Here is a 16,944-nt window from a genome sequence, read left to right as displayed (position 1 = left end):
CCCCTTAGGCGATGTCCGTGCGCACTGCGGTGACCTGCCAGGTGCCCCGGGCTCCGGTCGAGGCCGACGGCGATCCCGACGGACGCCGGGCGCGCGGACGAGGGTTCCGTGATCGTGCTCGACCTGCCCGGAATCGCGCCGGAGGCGAGCGAGGTCGAAGCGCTGGGCCGGATGGTCACCGTCGGGGCCGAACGCCGTTTCGCCCCGCCCAGCGGGGGAGTGCGCACCCGGCTCGCCGAGCGGGTCCACGGGGTGTTCGAGCGCCGGATCCGGCTGGCTGACACCCCCGAGCCGGGCCGCGCCGCAGCTCACCTTCAGGGCGGTGTCCTGGCCCTCGCCGTCCCCATCGCCTCGGCCTCCCGTCCCCGCAGGATCACCGCCCAGACCGGTGAGGCCGCCCCGTCGGCCGCCGGCAGCGGCCGGGCCGTTCCTGCGGCTGAGCCCGTCGGCGGCGCTTCGCGCCCGAGGCCGCCCGCCATTGGTGCTGCCCGGCGGGCGGCTGACCGCCGGCGAGCCCGAGCCGATCGACGACTCCCTCGCAGGCACGCCCTTCCTGCGCGCCAGTGCGGTCGGGGTCGCCCGGACCGACGGCGTACGGGTGTGCCTGCCTCTGCTGGACGGCAGCGAGCAGGTGGGGGTGCCGGCCCTCATGGCCGCCGGGCCGCGGCACCGGCGAACCCGCCCCGGACGGGCCTCACTGGTCGGAGTAGCTGAGGTCTCCCACCGTCCAGCTGCTGATCTCGGCGATGGCGATCCGGTACATGCCTCCGGTGTGGGGCAGGCCGTAGCTGCCCTGCAGGATGCGGGCGACATGCAGATGCAGATGCGTCGGCCTCACGACGGGCGCCGCCGCCGCGTCGTCGCCGCCCGCTCCGCCGTCGCCGGTGACGCGCGCCGTGAACAGCGCGGCGAAAGGCTTCAGGTGGTCGGAGGCGGCGAGGACTTCGGCCACCCGCTCGTTCCACAGGCTCTCCGGCGCCAGTCGGCCGGTGATGACCGCCCCCGGGACGACCACGGTCAAAGGCATCTGGTTACTGCGCTCGGACTCCACCATCGTGGCGATGTCGACGAGCAGCCCATCAGGGTTCGACATGAACCAGAGGATAGTGCCCGCCGGAAGCTGCTCGCACGGACACCCCCGACCCGCCGCCGGCCCATGACGCCGCCGGGCACGACGGATCACGAAAATTCCACTATCTGTGATCGCTGCATGGAAAAATATGGGATGGCCAGAAAAGGTATCGGGCGCGGTTCGGGCGCGACCCGCCCGATCGGGAAGGGGTGACCGTGGTCCTCAACGTGTCGGCCGTGGTGTTCTTCGGCGCGGTCCTTCTGGTGCTGGTGCGTCGGCGCGAGGCGACCGGGTTCACGGCCTGCGTCGCCGTCGTCTTCGGCTTCCTGCTCGCCTCCAGCTCGGCCGCGCCCGCCGTCCACGACGTCCTGGCCACCGCGCTCACCGCACTCGCCCCCCGCTGAACGACACCGCCGCGCAGGCCCCCGCAGGCCCCGGCCGCTGCCCAGCAGATATTCTCCCGCCCCGACCAGGGCGCCCCAGGGCGCAGACACGGCATACGCACCGCCCCCCGCCGGGGCGCGAAGGAGAGTGGAGATGCAGCAGCCCGCCCCGATCACCGACCGCTCCGTGCTCAGCGGAATCGTGGAGGCGGTCCGCGACGGCGACGAGAGGGTCCTGCGCCGGCTGCTGGCGCGCCTGGCCGAACAAGCCACCGTCGCCGACCTCTACGCCCTGCGCGACGCCCTGGCCCCGCATCCCGGCACATGCGCCGGGCCGGAGAGGTCACGCCGATAAGGTCCGGCGTCCAGCCATGGAAACCTCCGGTGGCGAGAGTAGACATTGCCCCACGGTCTGTGTAGTGTTCCTGGTGTTGGAAGAGCAGGACCGCAGGGCAGGCAGACACGAACTGCCTGGGCAGTACCCCAGTTGGCAGTAACAGCAGAGATGCAGGAGGCGTGCAGGTCGTCAGTACGCGGGGCCCGGTCATGGCAGAAGGGTTTCCCGACGGAAGACGGGTGACCTGTCAGGCGTCTCGGGCCCGGTTGTGCATGGGGCCCCAGGCGGTGGCGGTCGCGCACGCGCAGGACGCAGTACCGGCAGCACCCGGCAGTTCGCAGTAACCGCAGTATCTGAAGTCCGCACCACGCAGTACCAGCAGGACGGGTGTTGCCAGCAGTTCGCAATACCGCATTACCGCATTACCGCAGTACGCACGATGCACACCAGAGGAGAAGGGAAGGGTTCACCCCGTCGGATCGCCCGCCACGGCACGCAGTACCAGCCGGGCGGTCACCGCAGCAGCCATCGTCATGGAACGTCATGGAAGAGGTGGTCCTCGGTCACGCATACGCGATCCCCGCATCCTGTCCCTCCCCGGGGCAGTGCGGACACCGCAGGCCGGCGAATCAGCCGGCAGCAGTAGTGCAGTAGATGGTGCAGTGAATCCACATATCCCTGGGCCCCGGCGCACAACAGCGCCGGGGCCCTCGACCCGTTTCCCGAGAAAGAAGGTGCCGGTGGAACAGACCACCCTCGCCACCGACCACGACCCGGCGGACCACATGAGCGCAGAGACCAAGTTCGACGACGACGACTACCCCGCCTACACCATGGGCCGGGCCGCAGAGATCCTGGGCACCACGCCGGGCTTCCTGCGCAGCCTCGACGAGGCCAAACTCATCACCCCCCAGCGATCAGCCGGCGGTCACCGCCGCTACTCCCGCTACCAACTGCGTATCGCCGCCCGCGCCCGCGAAATCGTCGACCAGGGCACCCCGCTCGACGCCGCCTGCCGCATCATCATCCTCGAGGACCAACTCGAAGAGGCCCTGCGCATCAACGCCGAACTCCGGCGCGACCGCACCTGAGGAGAACGCGACCGCACCTGAGGAGAACCGGACTGCCGGCCCGCGACCTCCACGCCGCGTGCCGCGGTCCTTCCCTCCGGGCGTGGCCGCCACGAGGGCGCGATGAGGTGGGAGCCCGACGCGCTCTGTCGGTGAGCTGCGCGGGACGATCGGCCGGCCGGGACCGGCGGCGCCCGGGGTCAGAGTTTGTGCATCGCGGTGTACGGCTGGGTGATGCGTTCCTGCCGTGTCCCGAAGTCGACGAGTACCGCGATGTCGCTGTCGCCTTCGACGCCGATGGCCCGGCCGAGGCCGTACTGGTCATGAGTGACCCGGTCGCCGACGGCGAAATGCTTGCGCGGGGCCTCCACCCGGGCCTTGAAGGGGCTGGTGGGCAGGTGGCGGGGGACTGCTGCGAATTTGGTCATCAGCTCCAGTATGCGCCGGAAAGCGCAAGGTCGGACCTTCTCGCGCCGTCGATTCCCGGGGGACCCGGAATGACGCGTGCGCTCGTCCGAGTCGGCCCCTCGGGGGCGCCGGTAGGCGCGATCCGTCCCCCTGGCGGCTGCACCGTGACGACGGACACTGCGCACCTGCGGTCATCGCGCCGCGGGGCGGCCGGCCGGGCGGAGTGATCCACTCGGCCAACCGGCCTGCTGTCCAAGCGACTTGGCGGACCCGTCGGCTCTGGGCCGGCGGCTCTGGGGTGCGCCGCCGCGGAACTGGGGCGGAAATATCCCACCGCGGCGGGCCGCGGCCTGCTACTGTCGTCTTAGTTGCAGTAGTGGTTCCCATGAACTTTGTGTGCGCCTGCTGATGTTTTGCAGGCGCATTTTTGTTTCCCGGCTCTTCCCCGGGTGGGTGCTCATCGCGGCGACTCGAAGTCCGCACTGTGCGTGCTTCGGACAGCCTCTGAAGGAGAATTTTTAATGGCTAATGGCACCGTGAAGTGGTTCAACGCGGAAAAGGGCTTCGGCTTCATCGAGCAGGAGGGTGGCGGCCCCGACGTCTTCGCCCACTACTCGAACATCAACGCCAACGGCTTCCGTGAGCTGCTCGAGGGCCAGAAGGTCGAGTTCGACGTCACGCAGGGCCAGAAGGGCCCGCAGGCGGAGAACATTCGTCCGCTGTAATTTCTGCCACGGCACCCGCCAAGCAGCGAGGGGCCCGCACCGCGCACACATGCCCGGTGCGGGCCCCTCGGCATTGCGCCACACGCATCCCCGGCCGTTCAGGCTCCTGGCTCCGCCCCCGGACCATCCCCACGCGAGACGCACAGCGCCGCGTCCGGATCGGCGCCCTGCCGTGACAGCTCACGGTTCGAGGTTCTCCGCTCCCGCCCTCCGCGGTGGGCGCCGACCGTAGATGACATGCCGCACGGTTCTCAGATGAACCGCTCCAGTCGCTCCCTCGCCGCGTAGCACCGCCGGACCCGGCTCCCGACACGGACCTGGCCCGCACAGGTCGCCGGGCCGGCGACACCGGATTCCCATGACGACCGCACGCGGAATCCTTCAGCAGCGCCACGGCCCGCTCCGCGGAGCCTGTCGGCCCGTCCGCCACCAGTGCCCTGATCATCACCGCCGGACTCGGCGGGAGAAACACGAAGGAGTCAGCCCTTGACCACCACGATCCAAAGCCCGCCGACCACCGCGACGGTCGGCGATCTCATGAAACACCCCGAGCTGCAGATCAGCGACGATGTCATGGTCGACGCCGCGATGGACATCCTGCAGAGCTCCGGCGCGGACCACCTCCTGGTCCGCGACGAGGACGGCCGCTGCGCCGGGCTGCTGACCCGCCTGCACCTGGCGCCGTTCCAGGCCCGATCCTGGTATACCGAGCGCACCCCGGTACGCGACGTGGCCCTCGACCGAGCCCCGTTCGCCACCATCGGCATGCCCGCCGCCACCGCGGCCGCCGCTATGCGCTCCCGCGGCCTGGACACCTGGCCGGTGGTGGACCACGACGGTCACGCAATCGGCCTGCTCAGCGGGTGCCCTGCCTCGCGGTTCGGGAGCTGATCAGCCCCACGGCCCGGGGGCGGCAGTGCTGACCTGGGGAAACGTGCTGGGGTGGGCGGGCTGCCGCTATGCCGTTCCGGACCAGGCGTTGGTGCCGAGCAGGGTCTTCACGTCGGAGGCGAGGCCGTTGTCGGGGTTCACCAGGAAGCCCAGCTCGTAGAGGGTGTCCTTGTCCCAGTTGGTGGTCAGGAGGCGGACCGGCACGTCTCCGGGGTGCGCCTGGAGAGCGAGCTTGAGTTCGGCCACCTTCTCCGGGGTGATCCGGGCGGCGGGGATGCTGATCTGGACGGGCGGCTTGGTGCCGAGTTCGGCGGAGGACATGTCCAGGGTGGTGATCTCCTGGCCGAAGATGCTCAGTGAGCCGTCGCGTTCGTTGAGCCGCCCGCGGACGGAGATGACGTTGTCCTCGATCATCTGGGCGGACATGAGGTTGTAGGTGGCGGGGAAGAACAGCACCTCGACCGAGCCGTCGCGGTCGGCGAGGGTGATGATTGCCCAGGCGTTGCCGGCCTTGTTGATCCGTCGGTCGACGGCGGTGATCAGGCCGGCCAGGCGGATCTCTCCCTCGGAGCGGCCGGAGCCGAGGAGTTCGGCGATCGAGGTGTCGCGGTTGCGGGAGAGGATGTGCTCGGCGCCGTCCAGCGGGTGGCTGGAGACGTAGAGGCCGAGCATCTCCCGTTCCAGGGAGAGGAGTTGGCGGCGCGGCCATTCGCGGTCGGTGAGCTGGAAGTCGAGACCGATCGCGGGGGTGTCGGACCCGGTCTCGAGGGAGCCGAAGAGGTCGTCCTGGCCGATCGCCTGTTGCTTCTTGACGCCTGTCACGGCGTCGATCGCGCTCTCGTGCACGGTGCTGAGGGAGAGGCGGGTGTGGCCGAGGGAGTCGAAGGCGCCCGCCTTGACGAGCGAGTCGACGGTGCGCTTGTTGCACACCACCAGCTCGACCTTGTCGAGGAAGTCGGCGAACGAGGTGTACTTGCCCTGCTCCTCGCGGGTGCGCACCAGGGATTCGATGACGGGCACGCCGACGTTGCGCACGGCCTTGAGGCCGAAGCGGACGTCGCTGCCGACGGCGGTGAAGTCGACGACGGACTCGTTGACGTCGGGGGAGAGGATGCGGATGCCCATCTGCCGGCACTCGGCCAGGTAGATCGCCATCTTGTCCTTGTCGTCGGCCACCGAGGTGAGCAGTGCGGCCATGTACTCGGCCGGGTAGTTCGCCTTGAGGTAGGCGGTCTGGTAGGAGACCAGGCCGTAGGCGGCGGAGTGCGACTTGTTGAACGCGTAGCCGGCGAACGGGACCAGGACGTCCCAGACGGCCTTGATGGCCTCGTCGGAGTAGCCGCGTTCGTGGCAGCCGGCCTGGAAGGGGATGAACTCCTTCTCCAGGACCTCCTTCTTCTTCTTGCCCATGGCCCTGCGGAGCAGGTCGGCCTGGCCGAGCGAGTAGCCGGCGAGCACCTGCGCGGCTCGCTGGACCTGCTCCTGGTAGACGATCAGGCCGTAGGTCGGGCCGAGGACGTCGGCGAGCGGGGCTTCCAGCTCGGGGTGGATCGGGATGATCTCCTGCTGGCCGTTCTTGCGCAGGGCGTAGTTGGTGTGGGAGTTCATGCCCATCGGGCCGGGCCGGTAGAGCGCGGAGACGGCGGAGATGTCGGCGAACTCGGTGGGCTTCATCAGCCGCAGCAGGGCGCGCATGGGCCCGCCGTCGAGCTGGAAGACGCCCAGGGTGTCGCCGCGGGCGAGGAGTTGGTAGGTGGTGGGGTCGTCGAGCGGGATGTTCTCGATGTCGACGTCGATGCCCCGGTTGGCTTTGACGATCTTGATGCAGTGGTCGATGATCCCCAGGTTCCGCAGGCCCAGGAAGTCCATCTTGATCAGGCCCATGGCTTCGCACGACGGGTAGTCGAAGCCGGTGATGATCACGCCGTCCTTGTCCCGCATGTGCAGCGGGATCAGGTCGAGCAGCGGGGTGGAGGAGAGGATGACGGCTGCGGCGTGCACGCCGGTGCCGCGGATCAGGCCCTCGATGCCCCGCCCGGTGTCGATGATCTTGCGGACGTCCGGCTCGTTCTCGTAGAGCCCCCGGATCTCGGCGCCCTCGTTGTAGCGGGAGTGGTTCGAGTCGAACAGGTCGGCCAGCGGGACGCCCTTGCCCATCACGTCCGGCGGCATCGCCTTGGTGATCCGGTCGCCCATGGAGAACGGGTAGCCCAGGATGCGGTTGGCGTCCTTGACGGCGGCCTTGGCCTTGATCGTGCCGAAGGTGTTCACCTGGGCCGTGTAGGCGGCGCCGTACTTCTCGGTGACGTAGCGCACCATCTGGTCGCGCTGGCGGTCGTCGAAGTCGATGTCGACGTCCGGGGGATTGATGCGCTCGGGGTTGAGGAAGCGCTCGAACAGCAGGTCGTGCTCCAGCGGATCCAGCTGGGTGATGCCGGTCAGGTAGGCGACCATCGAGCCGGCCGCCGAACCGCGGCCCGGGCCGACCGGGATGCCGTTGTCCCGCCCGTACTGGCAGATGTCGGCGACCACGAGGAAGTAGGCGTCGAACCCCATCGGGGTGATCACGCCCATCTCCAGCTCGATCCGGTCCAGCACCTCCTGGCTCGGGCTGTCGCCGTAGCGGTGCTGCAGGCCGGCGGCGATCTTCTGCCGCAGGAACGACGCCTGGGTCTCGCCCTCGGGGACGTCGAACTGCGGCATCCGGTCGACGTAGGTGAACACCTCCTCGTACGACTCGATCCGCTCGGCGATCGCCAGGGTGTTGTCACAGGCCTCGGGCAGCTCGCGGAACAGCTCCCGCATCTCCTCGGCGGTCTTGACGTAGTAGCCGGTGCCCTGGAACTTGAAGCGGTTCGGATCGTCCTTGTTCTTGCCCACGCCGACGCACAGCAGGCTGTCGTGGGCGTCCGCCTGGTCGGCGGTCACGTAGTGCGAGTCGTTGGTGGCCAGCAGGGGGATGTCCAACTGCTTGGCGAGCCGCAGCAGGTCGTCGCGGACCTGCCGTTCGATGTCCAGGCCGTGGTCCATCAGCTCCAGGAAGTAGTTCTCCTTCCCGAAGATGTCCTGGTACGCGCCGGCGGCCTTGACCGCCTCCTCGTACTGGCCGAGCCGCAGCCGGGTCTGCACCTCGCCCGAGGGGCAGCCGGTGGTCGCGATGATGCCTTGCGCGTTCGCGGCGATCAGCTCGCGGTCCATCCGGGGCTTCATGTAGTAGCCCTCCATCGACGCGAGCGAGGAGAGCTTGAAGAGGTTCCGCAGGCCGGTGGCGTTCTGCGCCCACATCGTCATGTGGGTGTACCGGCCGCCGCCGGAGACGTCCTTGCCGCCCTCGCCGTCGGCGCCGCTCGGACGCTGGCCGCCGGGGGACCAGAACACCTGCTTCTTCAGGAAGCGCGAGCCGGGCGCGACGTACGCCTCGATGCCGATGATCGGCTTCACGCCGGTCTTCGCGGCGGCGTGGAAGAACTCGTACGCGCCGAACATGTTGCCGTGGTCGCTCATCGCGATGGCGGGCATGCCCTGTCTCTCCGCCTCGGCGAACAGCTTCCCGTTCTTCGCGGCCCCGTCGAGCATCGAGTACTCGGTGTGGACGTGCAGGTGGGCGAAGCTGTCGGACACGGTGGGCAGGCTCCTTGCGTCGGGGCGAGATCGGACGGGGTCGGGCGCGGCGGGGGAGGGAACGCGGCGAGAAGGTGTCCACGCTAGCCGAACGAGGCGCCCGACTCGCCGGACGGGGGTCCGGAAGCACCCTGTTTGACGGCGCCCTGACGTGTGCGGCCGCGTTCGCGATGCGGCGGCGCACTGGCCGGCCATCCCCCGCTGATGCTCCGATTAAGGTGGCCGTAGGTCCGAATTCCACGGTGGGGCCGTGGTGTCTCGCACCGCTCATGGCGTTGGCGGGCCGGCGGTCCGGGGGCTGATCACCGGGCGGTGTGGATCTCCGCCGTGTATCCGCCCGGGAACTGGACGACGGCGCTGTCCCGGCCGCCCGCCGAGACCGGTCCCCACAGCACCGAGGCGCCGGCGGCCTCGGCCCGCTCCAGGGTGGCGCCGAGGTCGGGCACGCCGTAGCCGGTGAGCTCCCGGCCGAAGGGGCTCGGCAGGTGGCCGTCCGTCACCATGACCGTGGTGGCGCCGAAACCGGAGGTGAGGCGGACGAGCCGGTACGTCGTCCCGGGCAGGCCGATCGCGGCGCCGTCGGCGCGCTGGTCGTCGGAGACGATGCGGCCCTTGGTGAAGGCGAGGTAGCTGTCCAGGAAGGCGCCTACGGAGTCCGGCGACAGGTAGAGCCGGTTCTCCGGCACGCTCGCCAGGCCGGGGTAGGACGGCGGGGTGGTGTGCACGTAGAGCTGGGCGTTGATCCCGCCGGGGAACTGGACGACGGCGTCGCGCCCGATCGGGTCGGCGAAGGGGGCCACGGTCACGGCCGCGCCGTCGGCGCGGGCGGCGCGGACCGCCTGGTCGAGGTCGGTGACCAGCCAGCCGGTGCGCTCGGTGCCGAAGGGGTACGGGACGGGCGTGGTGTAGTCGAACACCGACAGGGTGCCGACCGGGGAGACGACCAGTTCGGACAGCGTCCGGCTGGGCGTCGGGGTCACCTGGGTGGAGACGGGCCCGATCGTGGTGCCGCCGAAGGTGGACACCCAACTGGCCACGAACGCCTGCTCGGTGCCGGGTGCGACGTACACGTGGGTGGAGTCGTACTGCGGGCCGACGGCGAACTGCCGGTGCGTGCCCGGCGGCTTCGCGGGGCCGGGGGTGCTCTGGGCCGCCGAGGCGGTGGGGACCGCCGTGAGTGCGGCGATCGCCGCCACCAGCGGGACCATGCGGCGGGTGAAACGAAGCTTCACGGGTGACCTCCTGGTCGTGGTTCGAGACCCGCGCCCGGCGTCCACGGAAGGGGACGCCGGGCGCGGGTCTCTGGTCGGTCGGCCGGTCAGGCTGTGCTGTCAGCGGACCGGCGGGCGGGCGGACGGCCGCGGTCGGGGGAGCCGCGGCCGTCCGGGTCACTTGGCGAGGAAGGCCAGCAGCGCGGTGTTCACTTCCTCGGCGTGGGTCCACAGCAGGCCGTGCGGCGCGCCCTCGATCTCCACGTACTCGGCGGAGGGCAGGGCCCGGTGGAAGACGCGGGCGGTGTTCTCGATGGGCAGGGTGCGGTCGCCGGTGCCGTGCAGGATCAGGGCGGGCACGTCGATGCGGGGGATGTCACCGCGGAAGTCCGTGTACCAGGTGCTCGGTGCGGCCGAGGCGGCGTAGGAGCCGCCGGAGGCCGCGGTGTTCCAGCTGTTGCGGACGGCCTCCTCGCTGATCCGGGTGCCGAGGTTCTCGTCCAGGTTGTAGAAGCCCTTGAAGAAGTCGGTGTAGAAGGCGTACCGGTCGGCCTTCACGGCGGCGACGATGCCGTCGAAGAACTCCTGCGGGGCGGCGCCGTCGGGGTTGTCGTCGGTCTTGAGCAGGAACGGCTCCAGGGAGGCCAGGAAGGCGACCTTGGCGACCCGCTCGGAGCCGTAGGTCGACACGTACCGGGCGACCTCGCCGGTGCCCATGGAGAAGCCGACCAGCACGGCGTCCCGCAGGTCCAGGGTCTCCAGCACGGTGTTCAGGTCAGCGGCGAAGGTGTCGTAGTCGTAGCCGGTGGTGGGCTGCGAGGACTGGCCGAAGCCGCGGCGGTCGTAGGTGATGACCCGGTAGCCGGCGTCGAGCAGCGCGGCGCTCTGCCGCTCCCAGGAGCGCCCGTCCAGCGGGAACCCGTGGATCAGGACGACCGGCTGACCGGTGCCGTGGTCCTCGTAGAAAAGGTCGATGGAGGTGGAGTTCTCCTGGCCAACGGTGATGAACGGCATGGGTTTTCCCGTTTCTCTCGGACAGCGTGTGGGCTGCTGATGGGCCTCACGTTAGGGGCGGCCGGTGGCGGTCGATGGCCTGTGAGAGCACACGGTGTCGTCCGAGAGTGCCGCAGACGGATCGACCGGCGTTGCGATGATCCAGCGCATCTGACGCGGTGTCGGCCGCTGTGCGCTGACCGGCTGTGGGCGGTGCGCCGTCGGAACAGGCCCCGGGCCGGCGCATTCCTACGCTGATGCCGCCTCGCGCACGGCGTCGGACCTCCGGCGCGGTGCGCATGCCCCGAAGAAAGCAGCGATTTTGAGGATTCAGTCATGACGACGAATGACACACCAACTGTCGTGCTCGTGCACGGCGCCTTCGCCGATGCCTCCAGCTTCGCCCGGGTCATCCCCGAGCTGCTGGCCGAGGGGCTGAAGGTGGTGGCGCCGGCCGTGCCCAACCGCAGTCTGGTCGGCGATTCCGCCTACATCGCATCGGTGGTCCGGCAGATCCCCGGGCCGGTCGTGTTGGTCGGCCACTCCTACGGCGGCGCCGTGATCACCGTGGCGGGCGCCGAGGACAACGTCAAGGCGCTGGTGTACCTCGCGGGTTACGCGTTGGAGGAGGGCGAGAGCCTGGGTGAGCTGCAGGGCCGCTTCCCCGCGTCCGAGCTCGCCTCCGCCCTGGTGTACACCCCCTTCCCGCTGGAGGGCGGGGACGGCGAGGGTACCGACGTCTCGGTGGAGGTCGACCGTCTTCCGGCGATCTTCGCGGCCGACGTCGACCCCGGGCGGGCCCGGGTCCTCGCGGTCTCCCAGCGGCCGCTCGCCGCAGCGGCGTTCGGCGAGGCCGCGCCCACCGCCGCGTGGCGGACCAAGCCCTCCTGGGGGATCGTGGCCGGCGCCGACCGGACCATCAACCCCGATGTCCAGCGGTTCGGCTACCGGCGTGCCGGGGCGGCCACGGTCGAGGTCGACTCCTCGCACCTGGTGATGCTCTCCCACCCCGGGCGGGTCGCCGACGTGATCCGCGAAGCCGTCCGGTCCGTGGACAACTGACACCCCCCGAAACAGTGACAGGAGCACCATGACCAACCAGCCACGCCTCCACCAACACGGCCCCGAGATGCAGGAGTTCGGCACCGCCACCCAGCTGCCGATCGCGCTCTCCCACGACGCCCGGCAGTACTCGGCCCAGCGGCTCAACCGCGTCCTCGCGGACACCCAGTTCCTGTACGCGCTGTACAAGAAGTACCACTGGGGCATGCGCGGGCCGACCGCCTACCAGCTGCACCTGCTCTTCGACAAGCACGCCCAGGAACAGCTGGAGCTGGTCGACGCGCTCGCCGAACGGGTGCAGATGCTCGGCGGCGTCGCCGTCGGCGACCCCCGTCACGCCGCCGAGATCACGGGCGTACCGCGCCCGCCGGACGGCATCGAGGGCGTGCCGTCGATGCTCTCGCGCCTCCTCGACGCACACGAGAGCATCCTCGCCGACGCCCGCGACGCCGCCACCCGCACGGCGCGGCTCGGCGACGACGGCACCCAGGACCTCCTGGTCTCCCAGATCATCCGCACCGGCGAGACCCAGGTCTGGTTCCTCGCCGAGCACCTCGTCGTCACCCCCGAGACGGGGGTGTGACGGCAGGCCGGGCCCTCCGATGGCGGGCCCGGCCCCGGTCGGCGGCTGTGCGGGAACCGGGACCCGGCTGTGCGCGTACCCCAGGGGCGGGTGCGCGCACAGCCGGGTCCCGATGCGTTGCGTCACCGCCGGGTCCGGGCCTCTGCGTGGGTTTCCGGGTTCGTGGCGCCGAAGGGTTCGAACCGCAACGAGCTCGGGCCCCTGGACACGGGCGTGTCCAGGGGCCCGAGCTCGTCGGGGGTGCCGCTGCCGTCAGGCCCGGTGCAGGGCGAGCCGGGTGGCCAGGCCGCCGCCCACGCCGGCGAGGGCAGCCACGGGCAGCCACCACAGCGGCCAGTGCGCCAGGCCGAGGGCGCCGTCGACCGACCACTGTCCGGGGCCGGTGGCGGCCAGCGCCGCGCCGATGGTGATCAGGACGAACGGGTACTCGTACCCGTCGTGCTGCACCCACAGTCCGTGGGGCCACTTGACGGTCAGGGCGACGGTCATCACCCCCATGGCGCCGGCGGCGGCCAGCGGGGTGAGCAGGCCGAGGGCCAGCATCAGCCCGGCCCCGATCTGGGTGCCGCCGGCGGCTATCGCGGTGAGCTTGCCGCCGCGGAAGCCGTCACCCCGGAATTCGGCCGTGCCGCCGTTCAGTCCGCTGCCGCCGAGGTGGAAGCTGACCTTCTGGACGCCGTGGCCCGCGATCAGCAGGCCGGCGACCAGGCGCAGCAGGAGAAGACCCGTGTTCATGTCGGACTCCGTCGGGGTCGGTGGCGGGCCGTCAGCCGGCGGCGTGCGGGTTGATCATGGACTGGGCGTAGACGATGCCCATGCCGTAGGCGCCGCCGTGCTCCTTGACCAGGTCCGTCACGGCGACGTAGGTCTCGGTGCGGGCCCAGTCACGCTGGAGTTCCAGCAGCACCTGCACCCAGGTGACGGGCACGGCGCCGGCGGCGGTCATCCTCTGCAGGGCGTGCTCGTGGGCCCGCGGGCTGACGCCACCGGAGGCGTCGGCGACGACGTACACCTCGTAGCCCTGCTCCAGCGCCGAGAGCGCCGGCAGGACCAGGCAGACCTCGGTCCACAGGCCGGACAGGATGATCTTGTGGCGGCCGGTCGCCTTGACCGCCTCGACCAGCGCCTCGTCCTCCCAGGCGTTCATGCTGGTCCGGTCGATGACCTCCTGCTCGGGGAAGACCGCCTGCAACTGCGGGAGGATCGGTCCGGAGAAGGACTCGGCCGCGACGGTGGACAGCACCACCGGGACGTCGAAGATCTTCGCGGCCTTCGCCAGGCCGACGGTGGAGTTGATGATGGAGGTGCGGTCACCGCTGCCGGTGCCGAAGAACATCTGCGGCTGGTGATCGACGAACAGCATCATCGCGTTGTCCGGGGTGAGCAGGTCGGGGCTCGGAGCGGCGTGGACCTGGGTGAGGTCGACCATGGTTCTTCTCTCTTCTGAGGGATGCAGGGAATCTGCAGGGAATCGGCAGCGGATTGGCAGCGCATCTGCCCCGCATCTGTAGCGGGTCTGCGGGGAGTCAGCGGGGAATCGCCCAAGAAGGCGACTCATTGACGCTGCGTCAGTTCCGGCTGTGTCAGCCGCGATCCGGATCATCCGGGGCGGCACGACAGCGACGTTAGTCGGCGATCGGCCGGTGGTTCTGCTCGCTGTGCGCCCTGGACTGTTCCGACAACGCACGGTAGGTCGGCGCCGCGTCCGGCCCCGACCGCAGTGCGCTGCGGGGCAAGTCGCGATGCGCTGCGAAGTGCGTCGGGTGCCGGTCTGCTGCCTAGGTTTCGCCGGGTGGCCCTGTCGGGCCGAGACCACCGTACGAAGGGACCCCTCGTTGTCCAGCATGCCCGTCGCCGGGATCCGTCCCGGCGCCCCCGCCCTGCCCGCCGACCTGGTCATCCGCAACGCCAAGGTGCACACCAACGACCCGCGCCGCCCCCGGGCCGGCGCGCTGGCCGTCCGGGACGGGCTGATCCAGGCGGTCGGTGACGACGCGGACGTGGTCCCGCTGGTCGGCCCCGACACCCGGGTCGTCGACGCGCTCGGCCGTCGGGCCGTCCCCGGACTCAACGACGCGCACCTGCACGTCATCCGCGGCGGCCTCAACTACGTGCTGGAACTGCGCTGGGACGGCGTCCCGACACTGCGCGAAGCCCTGGCCATGCTCCGGCTGCAGGCCGAGCGCACCCCGCCCGGCCAGTGGGTGCGGGTGGTCGGCGGCTGGTCCGCCGACCAGTTCGCCGAGCGGCGCCTGCCCACCCTGGCCGAGCTCAACGCCGCGGCGCCCGACACCCCCGTCTTCGTGCTGCACCTCTACCAGTCGGCCCTGCTCAACAAGGCCGCGCTGCGCGCCGCGGGCTTCACCCGCGACACCCCCGACCCCGCCGGCGGCCAGATCGTCCGCGGACACGACGGTGAACCGACCGGCTTGCTGATCGCCGCGCCGGGCGCCCTGCTGCTCTACTCCACCCTCGCCAAGGCGCCCACCCTGGACGAAGCCGATCGCATCGGCTCAACGAGGCACTTCCTGCGCGAGCTCAACCGCTTCGGCCTCACCTCCGCGATCGACGCCGCCGGCGGCTTCCAGGGCTTCCCCGAGAACTACGGCACCGTCATGGAGCTCGCCCGCCAGGGCCAGTTGACCCTGCGCATCGCCTACCACCTCTTCCCGCAGACCGCCGGGCAGGAACTCGACGACCTCAGGCGCTGGGTCGACACCGTGCGCCCCGGCGAAGGCGACGAGTGGCTGCGCCTCAACGGCGCGGGGGAGAACCTCACCTGGGCCGCCGCCGACTTCGAGAACTTCGCCGAACCACGCCCCCAACTCAGCTCCTATGAGACGGAGTTCGAGAAGGCAGTCCGCCTGCTGACGGAGCACGGCTGGGGATTCAGGCTGCACGCCACCTACGACGAGACCATCCGCCGTGACCTCGCCGTCTTCGAGAAGCTCGCCGCCGAAGGCCTCTTCCCCCACGGCAACCGCTGGCTCTTCGACCACGCGGAGACCGTCAGCCCCGACAGCCTCGACCGGATCGCCGCCCTCGGCGGCGCCGTCTCCGTGCAGAACCGCCTCTCCTTCCAGGGCGAGGCCTTCGTCTCCCGCTACGGCGCCCCGGTGGCCGCCGAGGCGCCGCCGCTGCGCGCCATGCTGGACCGCGGCCTCACCGTCGCCGCCGGCACCGACGCCACCCGGGTCTCCTCCTACAACCCCTGGGTCGCCCTGCACTGGCTGGTCTCCGGCCGCGCGGTCAGCGGGCGCCGCCTCGCCGCCGAGCACAACCGGCTCAGCCGCGAACAGGCCCTGGAGCTCTACACCCTCGGCGGCGCCCGCCTCACCGGCGAGGAGGACGTCAAGGGCCGTCTGACAGTGGGAAGTTACGCCGATATCGCGCTGCTCAGCGCCGACTACTTCACCGTGCCCGAGGCCGACATCCCGCACATCGAGTCCGTCCTCACCGTCGTCGGCGGACGCATCGTCCACGGGACGCAGGAGCACCAGGGCCTGGCCCCCGACCTGCCTGCGGTGACGCCGCCCTGGAGCCCGGTCGCGCGGTTCGGCGGCTACCACGCCACCCCCGCCCCCGGCCCGGCCGGCGTCCTCCAGGCCGAGAGCGTCCTGGAGGCCGTGGCGGCCTCCGGCGAACAGCACGCCTGGCGCGCGGCCCGTGGCCTCGCCACCCTCCCCGGGCACTCTGCGGTGCCGACGGACCCGTGTTTCTTCTGATGGTCCGTCAATTCCACCAGTGGGCACCGCCGGACCGAGGCGGTGCCGTCGCCCACCTTCCCCTACTTCGACACGAGGAGCCGTCGTGACCACGCCCGCGCCCGAGCCTGTGCCCGCGCACGAGTCCCGCACCGCGTCCCCGCCGCAGCTGCCCGGGGCGCAGATCCGCGACCGCCACCCGCTGGCCCTGGCCCTGTTCGGCCTCACCATGGTCAGCGGCCTGATCGACGCCGTGAGCTACCTCGGCCTCGGCCACGTCTTCACCGCGAACATGACCGGCAATGTCGTCGTCATCGCCTTCGCCCTCGCCGGAGCGCCCGGCTTCTCCGTCGTCGGCTCGCTGACCTCCCTCGCCGCCTTCCTCCTTGGCGCCGTCCTGGCCGGGCGCCTCGCCGCGCGGCACGCCGGCACCCGGCGCCCGCGCCTGGTGCGTACGGCCCTGGTCCTGGAGGTCGCGCTGCATGGCGCGGCCGCCGCCGTGGTCTTCGCCTGGAGTGCGGACGGCCCCGCGCAGTATGGCGTGATCGCGCTGCTCGCCCTGGCGATGGGCCTGCGCAACGGCACGGTCCGCGGCCTCGGGATACCGGACCTCACCACCACCGTGCTCACCCTCACCCTGACCGGCCTGGCCGCCGACTCCCGCCTGGCCGGCGGCACCGCCCCCCGCCGGACCAGGCGGATCCTCTCTGTCGCCACCATGCTCGCCGGCGCCGCCCCCGGCGCGGTCCTGGTCCTGCACGGGCAGCTCGCCTGGGCCCTGGTGGCCAGCGCGGCCCTCGCCGGGGTCACCGTCCTGCTCTACCGCGAGTGAGCCGACGACGCCGGGGGCGACCGGGGCCGGCCGGCGCACCGGCTGCCGATGG

General features: G+C 70.9%; 17 protein-coding genes. 10 read left to right on the top strand and 7 right to left on the bottom strand.

Annotated features, from left to right (window positions below; genetic code table 11):
• Positions 1 to 108 precede the first annotated feature (108 nt).
• Complete coding sequence (locus tag ACIBEC_RS03660; protein WP_360492198.1) at positions 109 to 714, top strand: Hsp20/alpha crystallin family protein; 606 nt, start codon at positions 109 to 111, stop codon at positions 712 to 714.
• On the opposite strand, the gene ACIBEC_RS03655 is transcribed toward ACIBEC_RS03660, so the two are convergent.
• Positions 695 to 1,093 (bottom strand): hypothetical protein, encoded by a 399-nt coding sequence (locus ACIBEC_RS03655; RefSeq protein WP_360492195.1) that lies wholly within the window; start codon positions 1,091 to 1,093, stop codon positions 695 to 697. The genes ACIBEC_RS03660 and ACIBEC_RS03655 overlap by 20 nt on opposite strands.
• Before the next feature lie 194 nt (positions 1,094 to 1,287).
• Between ACIBEC_RS03655 and ACIBEC_RS03650 the strand changes: the two genes are divergently transcribed.
• The 3 genes from ACIBEC_RS03650 to ACIBEC_RS03640 all read left to right on the top strand — a co-directional run bounded on the left by ACIBEC_RS03650 (position 1,288) and on the right by ACIBEC_RS03640 (position 2,883).
• Positions 1,288 to 1,476: a hypothetical protein gene (locus ACIBEC_RS03650; protein ID WP_360492192.1), complete on the top strand. Its 189-nt coding sequence runs from the start codon at positions 1,288 to 1,290 to the stop codon at positions 1,474 to 1,476.
• 133 nt (positions 1,477 to 1,609) lie between these two features.
• Entirely contained in the window at positions 1,610 to 1,810 is a 201-nt protein-coding gene (locus ACIBEC_RS03645) for a hypothetical protein (protein ID WP_360492189.1), read from the top strand.
• Positions 1,811 to 2,577: 767 nt separating this feature from the next.
• Positions 2,578 to 2,883 (top strand): MerR family transcriptional regulator, encoded by a 306-nt coding sequence (locus ACIBEC_RS03640; RefSeq protein WP_329924752.1) that lies wholly within the window; start codon positions 2,578 to 2,580, stop codon positions 2,881 to 2,883.
• A gap of 179 nt (positions 2,884 to 3,062) precedes the next feature.
• Here ACIBEC_RS03640 and ACIBEC_RS03635 read toward each other — a convergent pair whose 3' ends face one another.
• Positions 3,063 to 3,290, bottom strand: coding sequence for a hypothetical protein (locus ACIBEC_RS03635; protein WP_360492186.1), 228 nt, complete (start codon positions 3,288 to 3,290; stop codon positions 3,063 to 3,065).
• A 501-nt stretch (positions 3,291 to 3,791) separates the two neighbouring features.
• Between ACIBEC_RS03635 and ACIBEC_RS03630 the strand changes: the two genes are divergently transcribed.
• Both ACIBEC_RS03630 and ACIBEC_RS03625 read left to right on the top strand, forming a co-directional pair.
• On the top strand, positions 3,792 to 3,995 hold the full coding sequence (locus ACIBEC_RS03630; RefSeq protein WP_030918248.1) for a cold-shock protein: 204 nt from the start codon (positions 3,792 to 3,794) through the stop codon (positions 3,993 to 3,995).
• A gap of 486 nt (positions 3,996 to 4,481) precedes the next feature.
• Positions 4,482 to 4,886: a CBS domain-containing protein gene (locus ACIBEC_RS03625; protein WP_360492183.1), complete on the top strand. Its 405-nt coding sequence runs from the start codon at positions 4,482 to 4,484 to the stop codon at positions 4,884 to 4,886.
• Between the two features lie 66 nt (positions 4,887 to 4,952).
• On the opposite strand, the gene dnaE is transcribed toward ACIBEC_RS03625, so the two are convergent.
• The 3 genes from dnaE to ACIBEC_RS03610 all read right to left on the bottom strand — a co-directional run bounded on the left by dnaE (position 4,953) and on the right by ACIBEC_RS03610 (position 10,732).
• Positions 4,953 to 8,507 (bottom strand): DNA polymerase III subunit alpha, encoded by a 3,555-nt coding sequence (gene dnaE, locus ACIBEC_RS03620; protein ID WP_360492180.1) that lies wholly within the window; start codon positions 8,505 to 8,507, stop codon positions 4,953 to 4,955.
• Between the two features lie 302 nt (positions 8,508 to 8,809).
• Positions 8,810 to 9,739, bottom strand: coding sequence for a glyoxalase (locus tag ACIBEC_RS03615; protein ID WP_360492177.1), 930 nt, complete (start codon positions 9,737 to 9,739; stop codon positions 8,810 to 8,812).
• Positions 9,740 to 9,895: 156 nt separating this feature from the next.
• Entirely contained in the window at positions 9,896 to 10,732 is an 837-nt protein-coding gene (locus ACIBEC_RS03610; RefSeq protein ID WP_360492174.1) for an alpha/beta hydrolase, read from the bottom strand.
• 315 nt (positions 10,733 to 11,047) lie between these two features.
• Here ACIBEC_RS03610 and ACIBEC_RS03605 point away from each other — a divergent pair, with 315 nt between their 5' ends.
• Together ACIBEC_RS03605 and ACIBEC_RS03600 are read left to right on the top strand one after the other, a co-directional pair.
• Positions 11,048 to 11,773 carry an alpha/beta hydrolase gene (locus ACIBEC_RS03605; protein ID WP_360492172.1) on the top strand — a complete coding sequence of 242 codons (726 nt, stop codon included), beginning with the start codon at positions 11,048 to 11,050 and terminating at the stop codon, positions 11,771 to 11,773.
• 28 nt (positions 11,774 to 11,801) lie between these two features.
• Complete coding sequence (locus ACIBEC_RS03600) at positions 11,802 to 12,356, top strand: DNA starvation/stationary phase protection protein (protein ID WP_360492169.1); 555 nt, start codon at positions 11,802 to 11,804, stop codon at positions 12,354 to 12,356.
• Positions 12,357 to 12,608: 252 nt separating this feature from the next.
• Here the strand turns inward: ACIBEC_RS03600 and ACIBEC_RS03595 are convergent, their stop codons facing one another.
• Together ACIBEC_RS03595 and ACIBEC_RS03590 are read right to left on the bottom strand one after the other, a co-directional pair.
• Complete coding sequence (locus tag ACIBEC_RS03595; protein WP_360492166.1) at positions 12,609 to 13,091, bottom strand: DoxX family protein; 483 nt, start codon at positions 13,089 to 13,091, stop codon at positions 12,609 to 12,611.
• A 31-nt stretch (positions 13,092 to 13,122) separates the two neighbouring features.
• Positions 13,123 to 13,785, bottom strand: a complete 663-nt coding sequence (locus tag ACIBEC_RS03590) for a hydrolase (protein WP_360492163.1) — start codon at positions 13,783 to 13,785, stop codon at positions 13,123 to 13,125.
• A 415-nt stretch (positions 13,786 to 14,200) separates the two neighbouring features.
• Between ACIBEC_RS03590 and ACIBEC_RS03585 the strand changes: the two genes are divergently transcribed.
• Together ACIBEC_RS03585 and ACIBEC_RS03580 are read left to right on the top strand one after the other, a co-directional pair.
• Positions 14,201 to 16,081, top strand: a complete 1,881-nt coding sequence (locus ACIBEC_RS03585) for an amidohydrolase (protein ID WP_360492332.1) — start codon at positions 14,201 to 14,203, stop codon at positions 16,079 to 16,081.
• Positions 16,082 to 16,166: 85 nt separating this feature from the next.
• Positions 16,167 to 16,892, top strand: a complete 726-nt coding sequence (locus ACIBEC_RS03580) for a YoaK family protein (RefSeq protein WP_396287716.1) — start codon at positions 16,167 to 16,169, stop codon at positions 16,890 to 16,892.
• Positions 16,893 to 16,944 lie beyond the last annotated feature (52 nt).

Origin of the sequence: Kitasatospora sp. NPDC051164 (assembly GCF_044455625.1) — a bacterium.
Taxonomy (GTDB): Bacteria; Actinomycetota; Actinomycetes; order Streptomycetales; family Streptomycetaceae; genus Kitasatospora.
The sequence above is the reverse complement of the archived record's forward strand: the minus strand, read 5'-3'. Positions and strand labels throughout refer to the sequence as shown.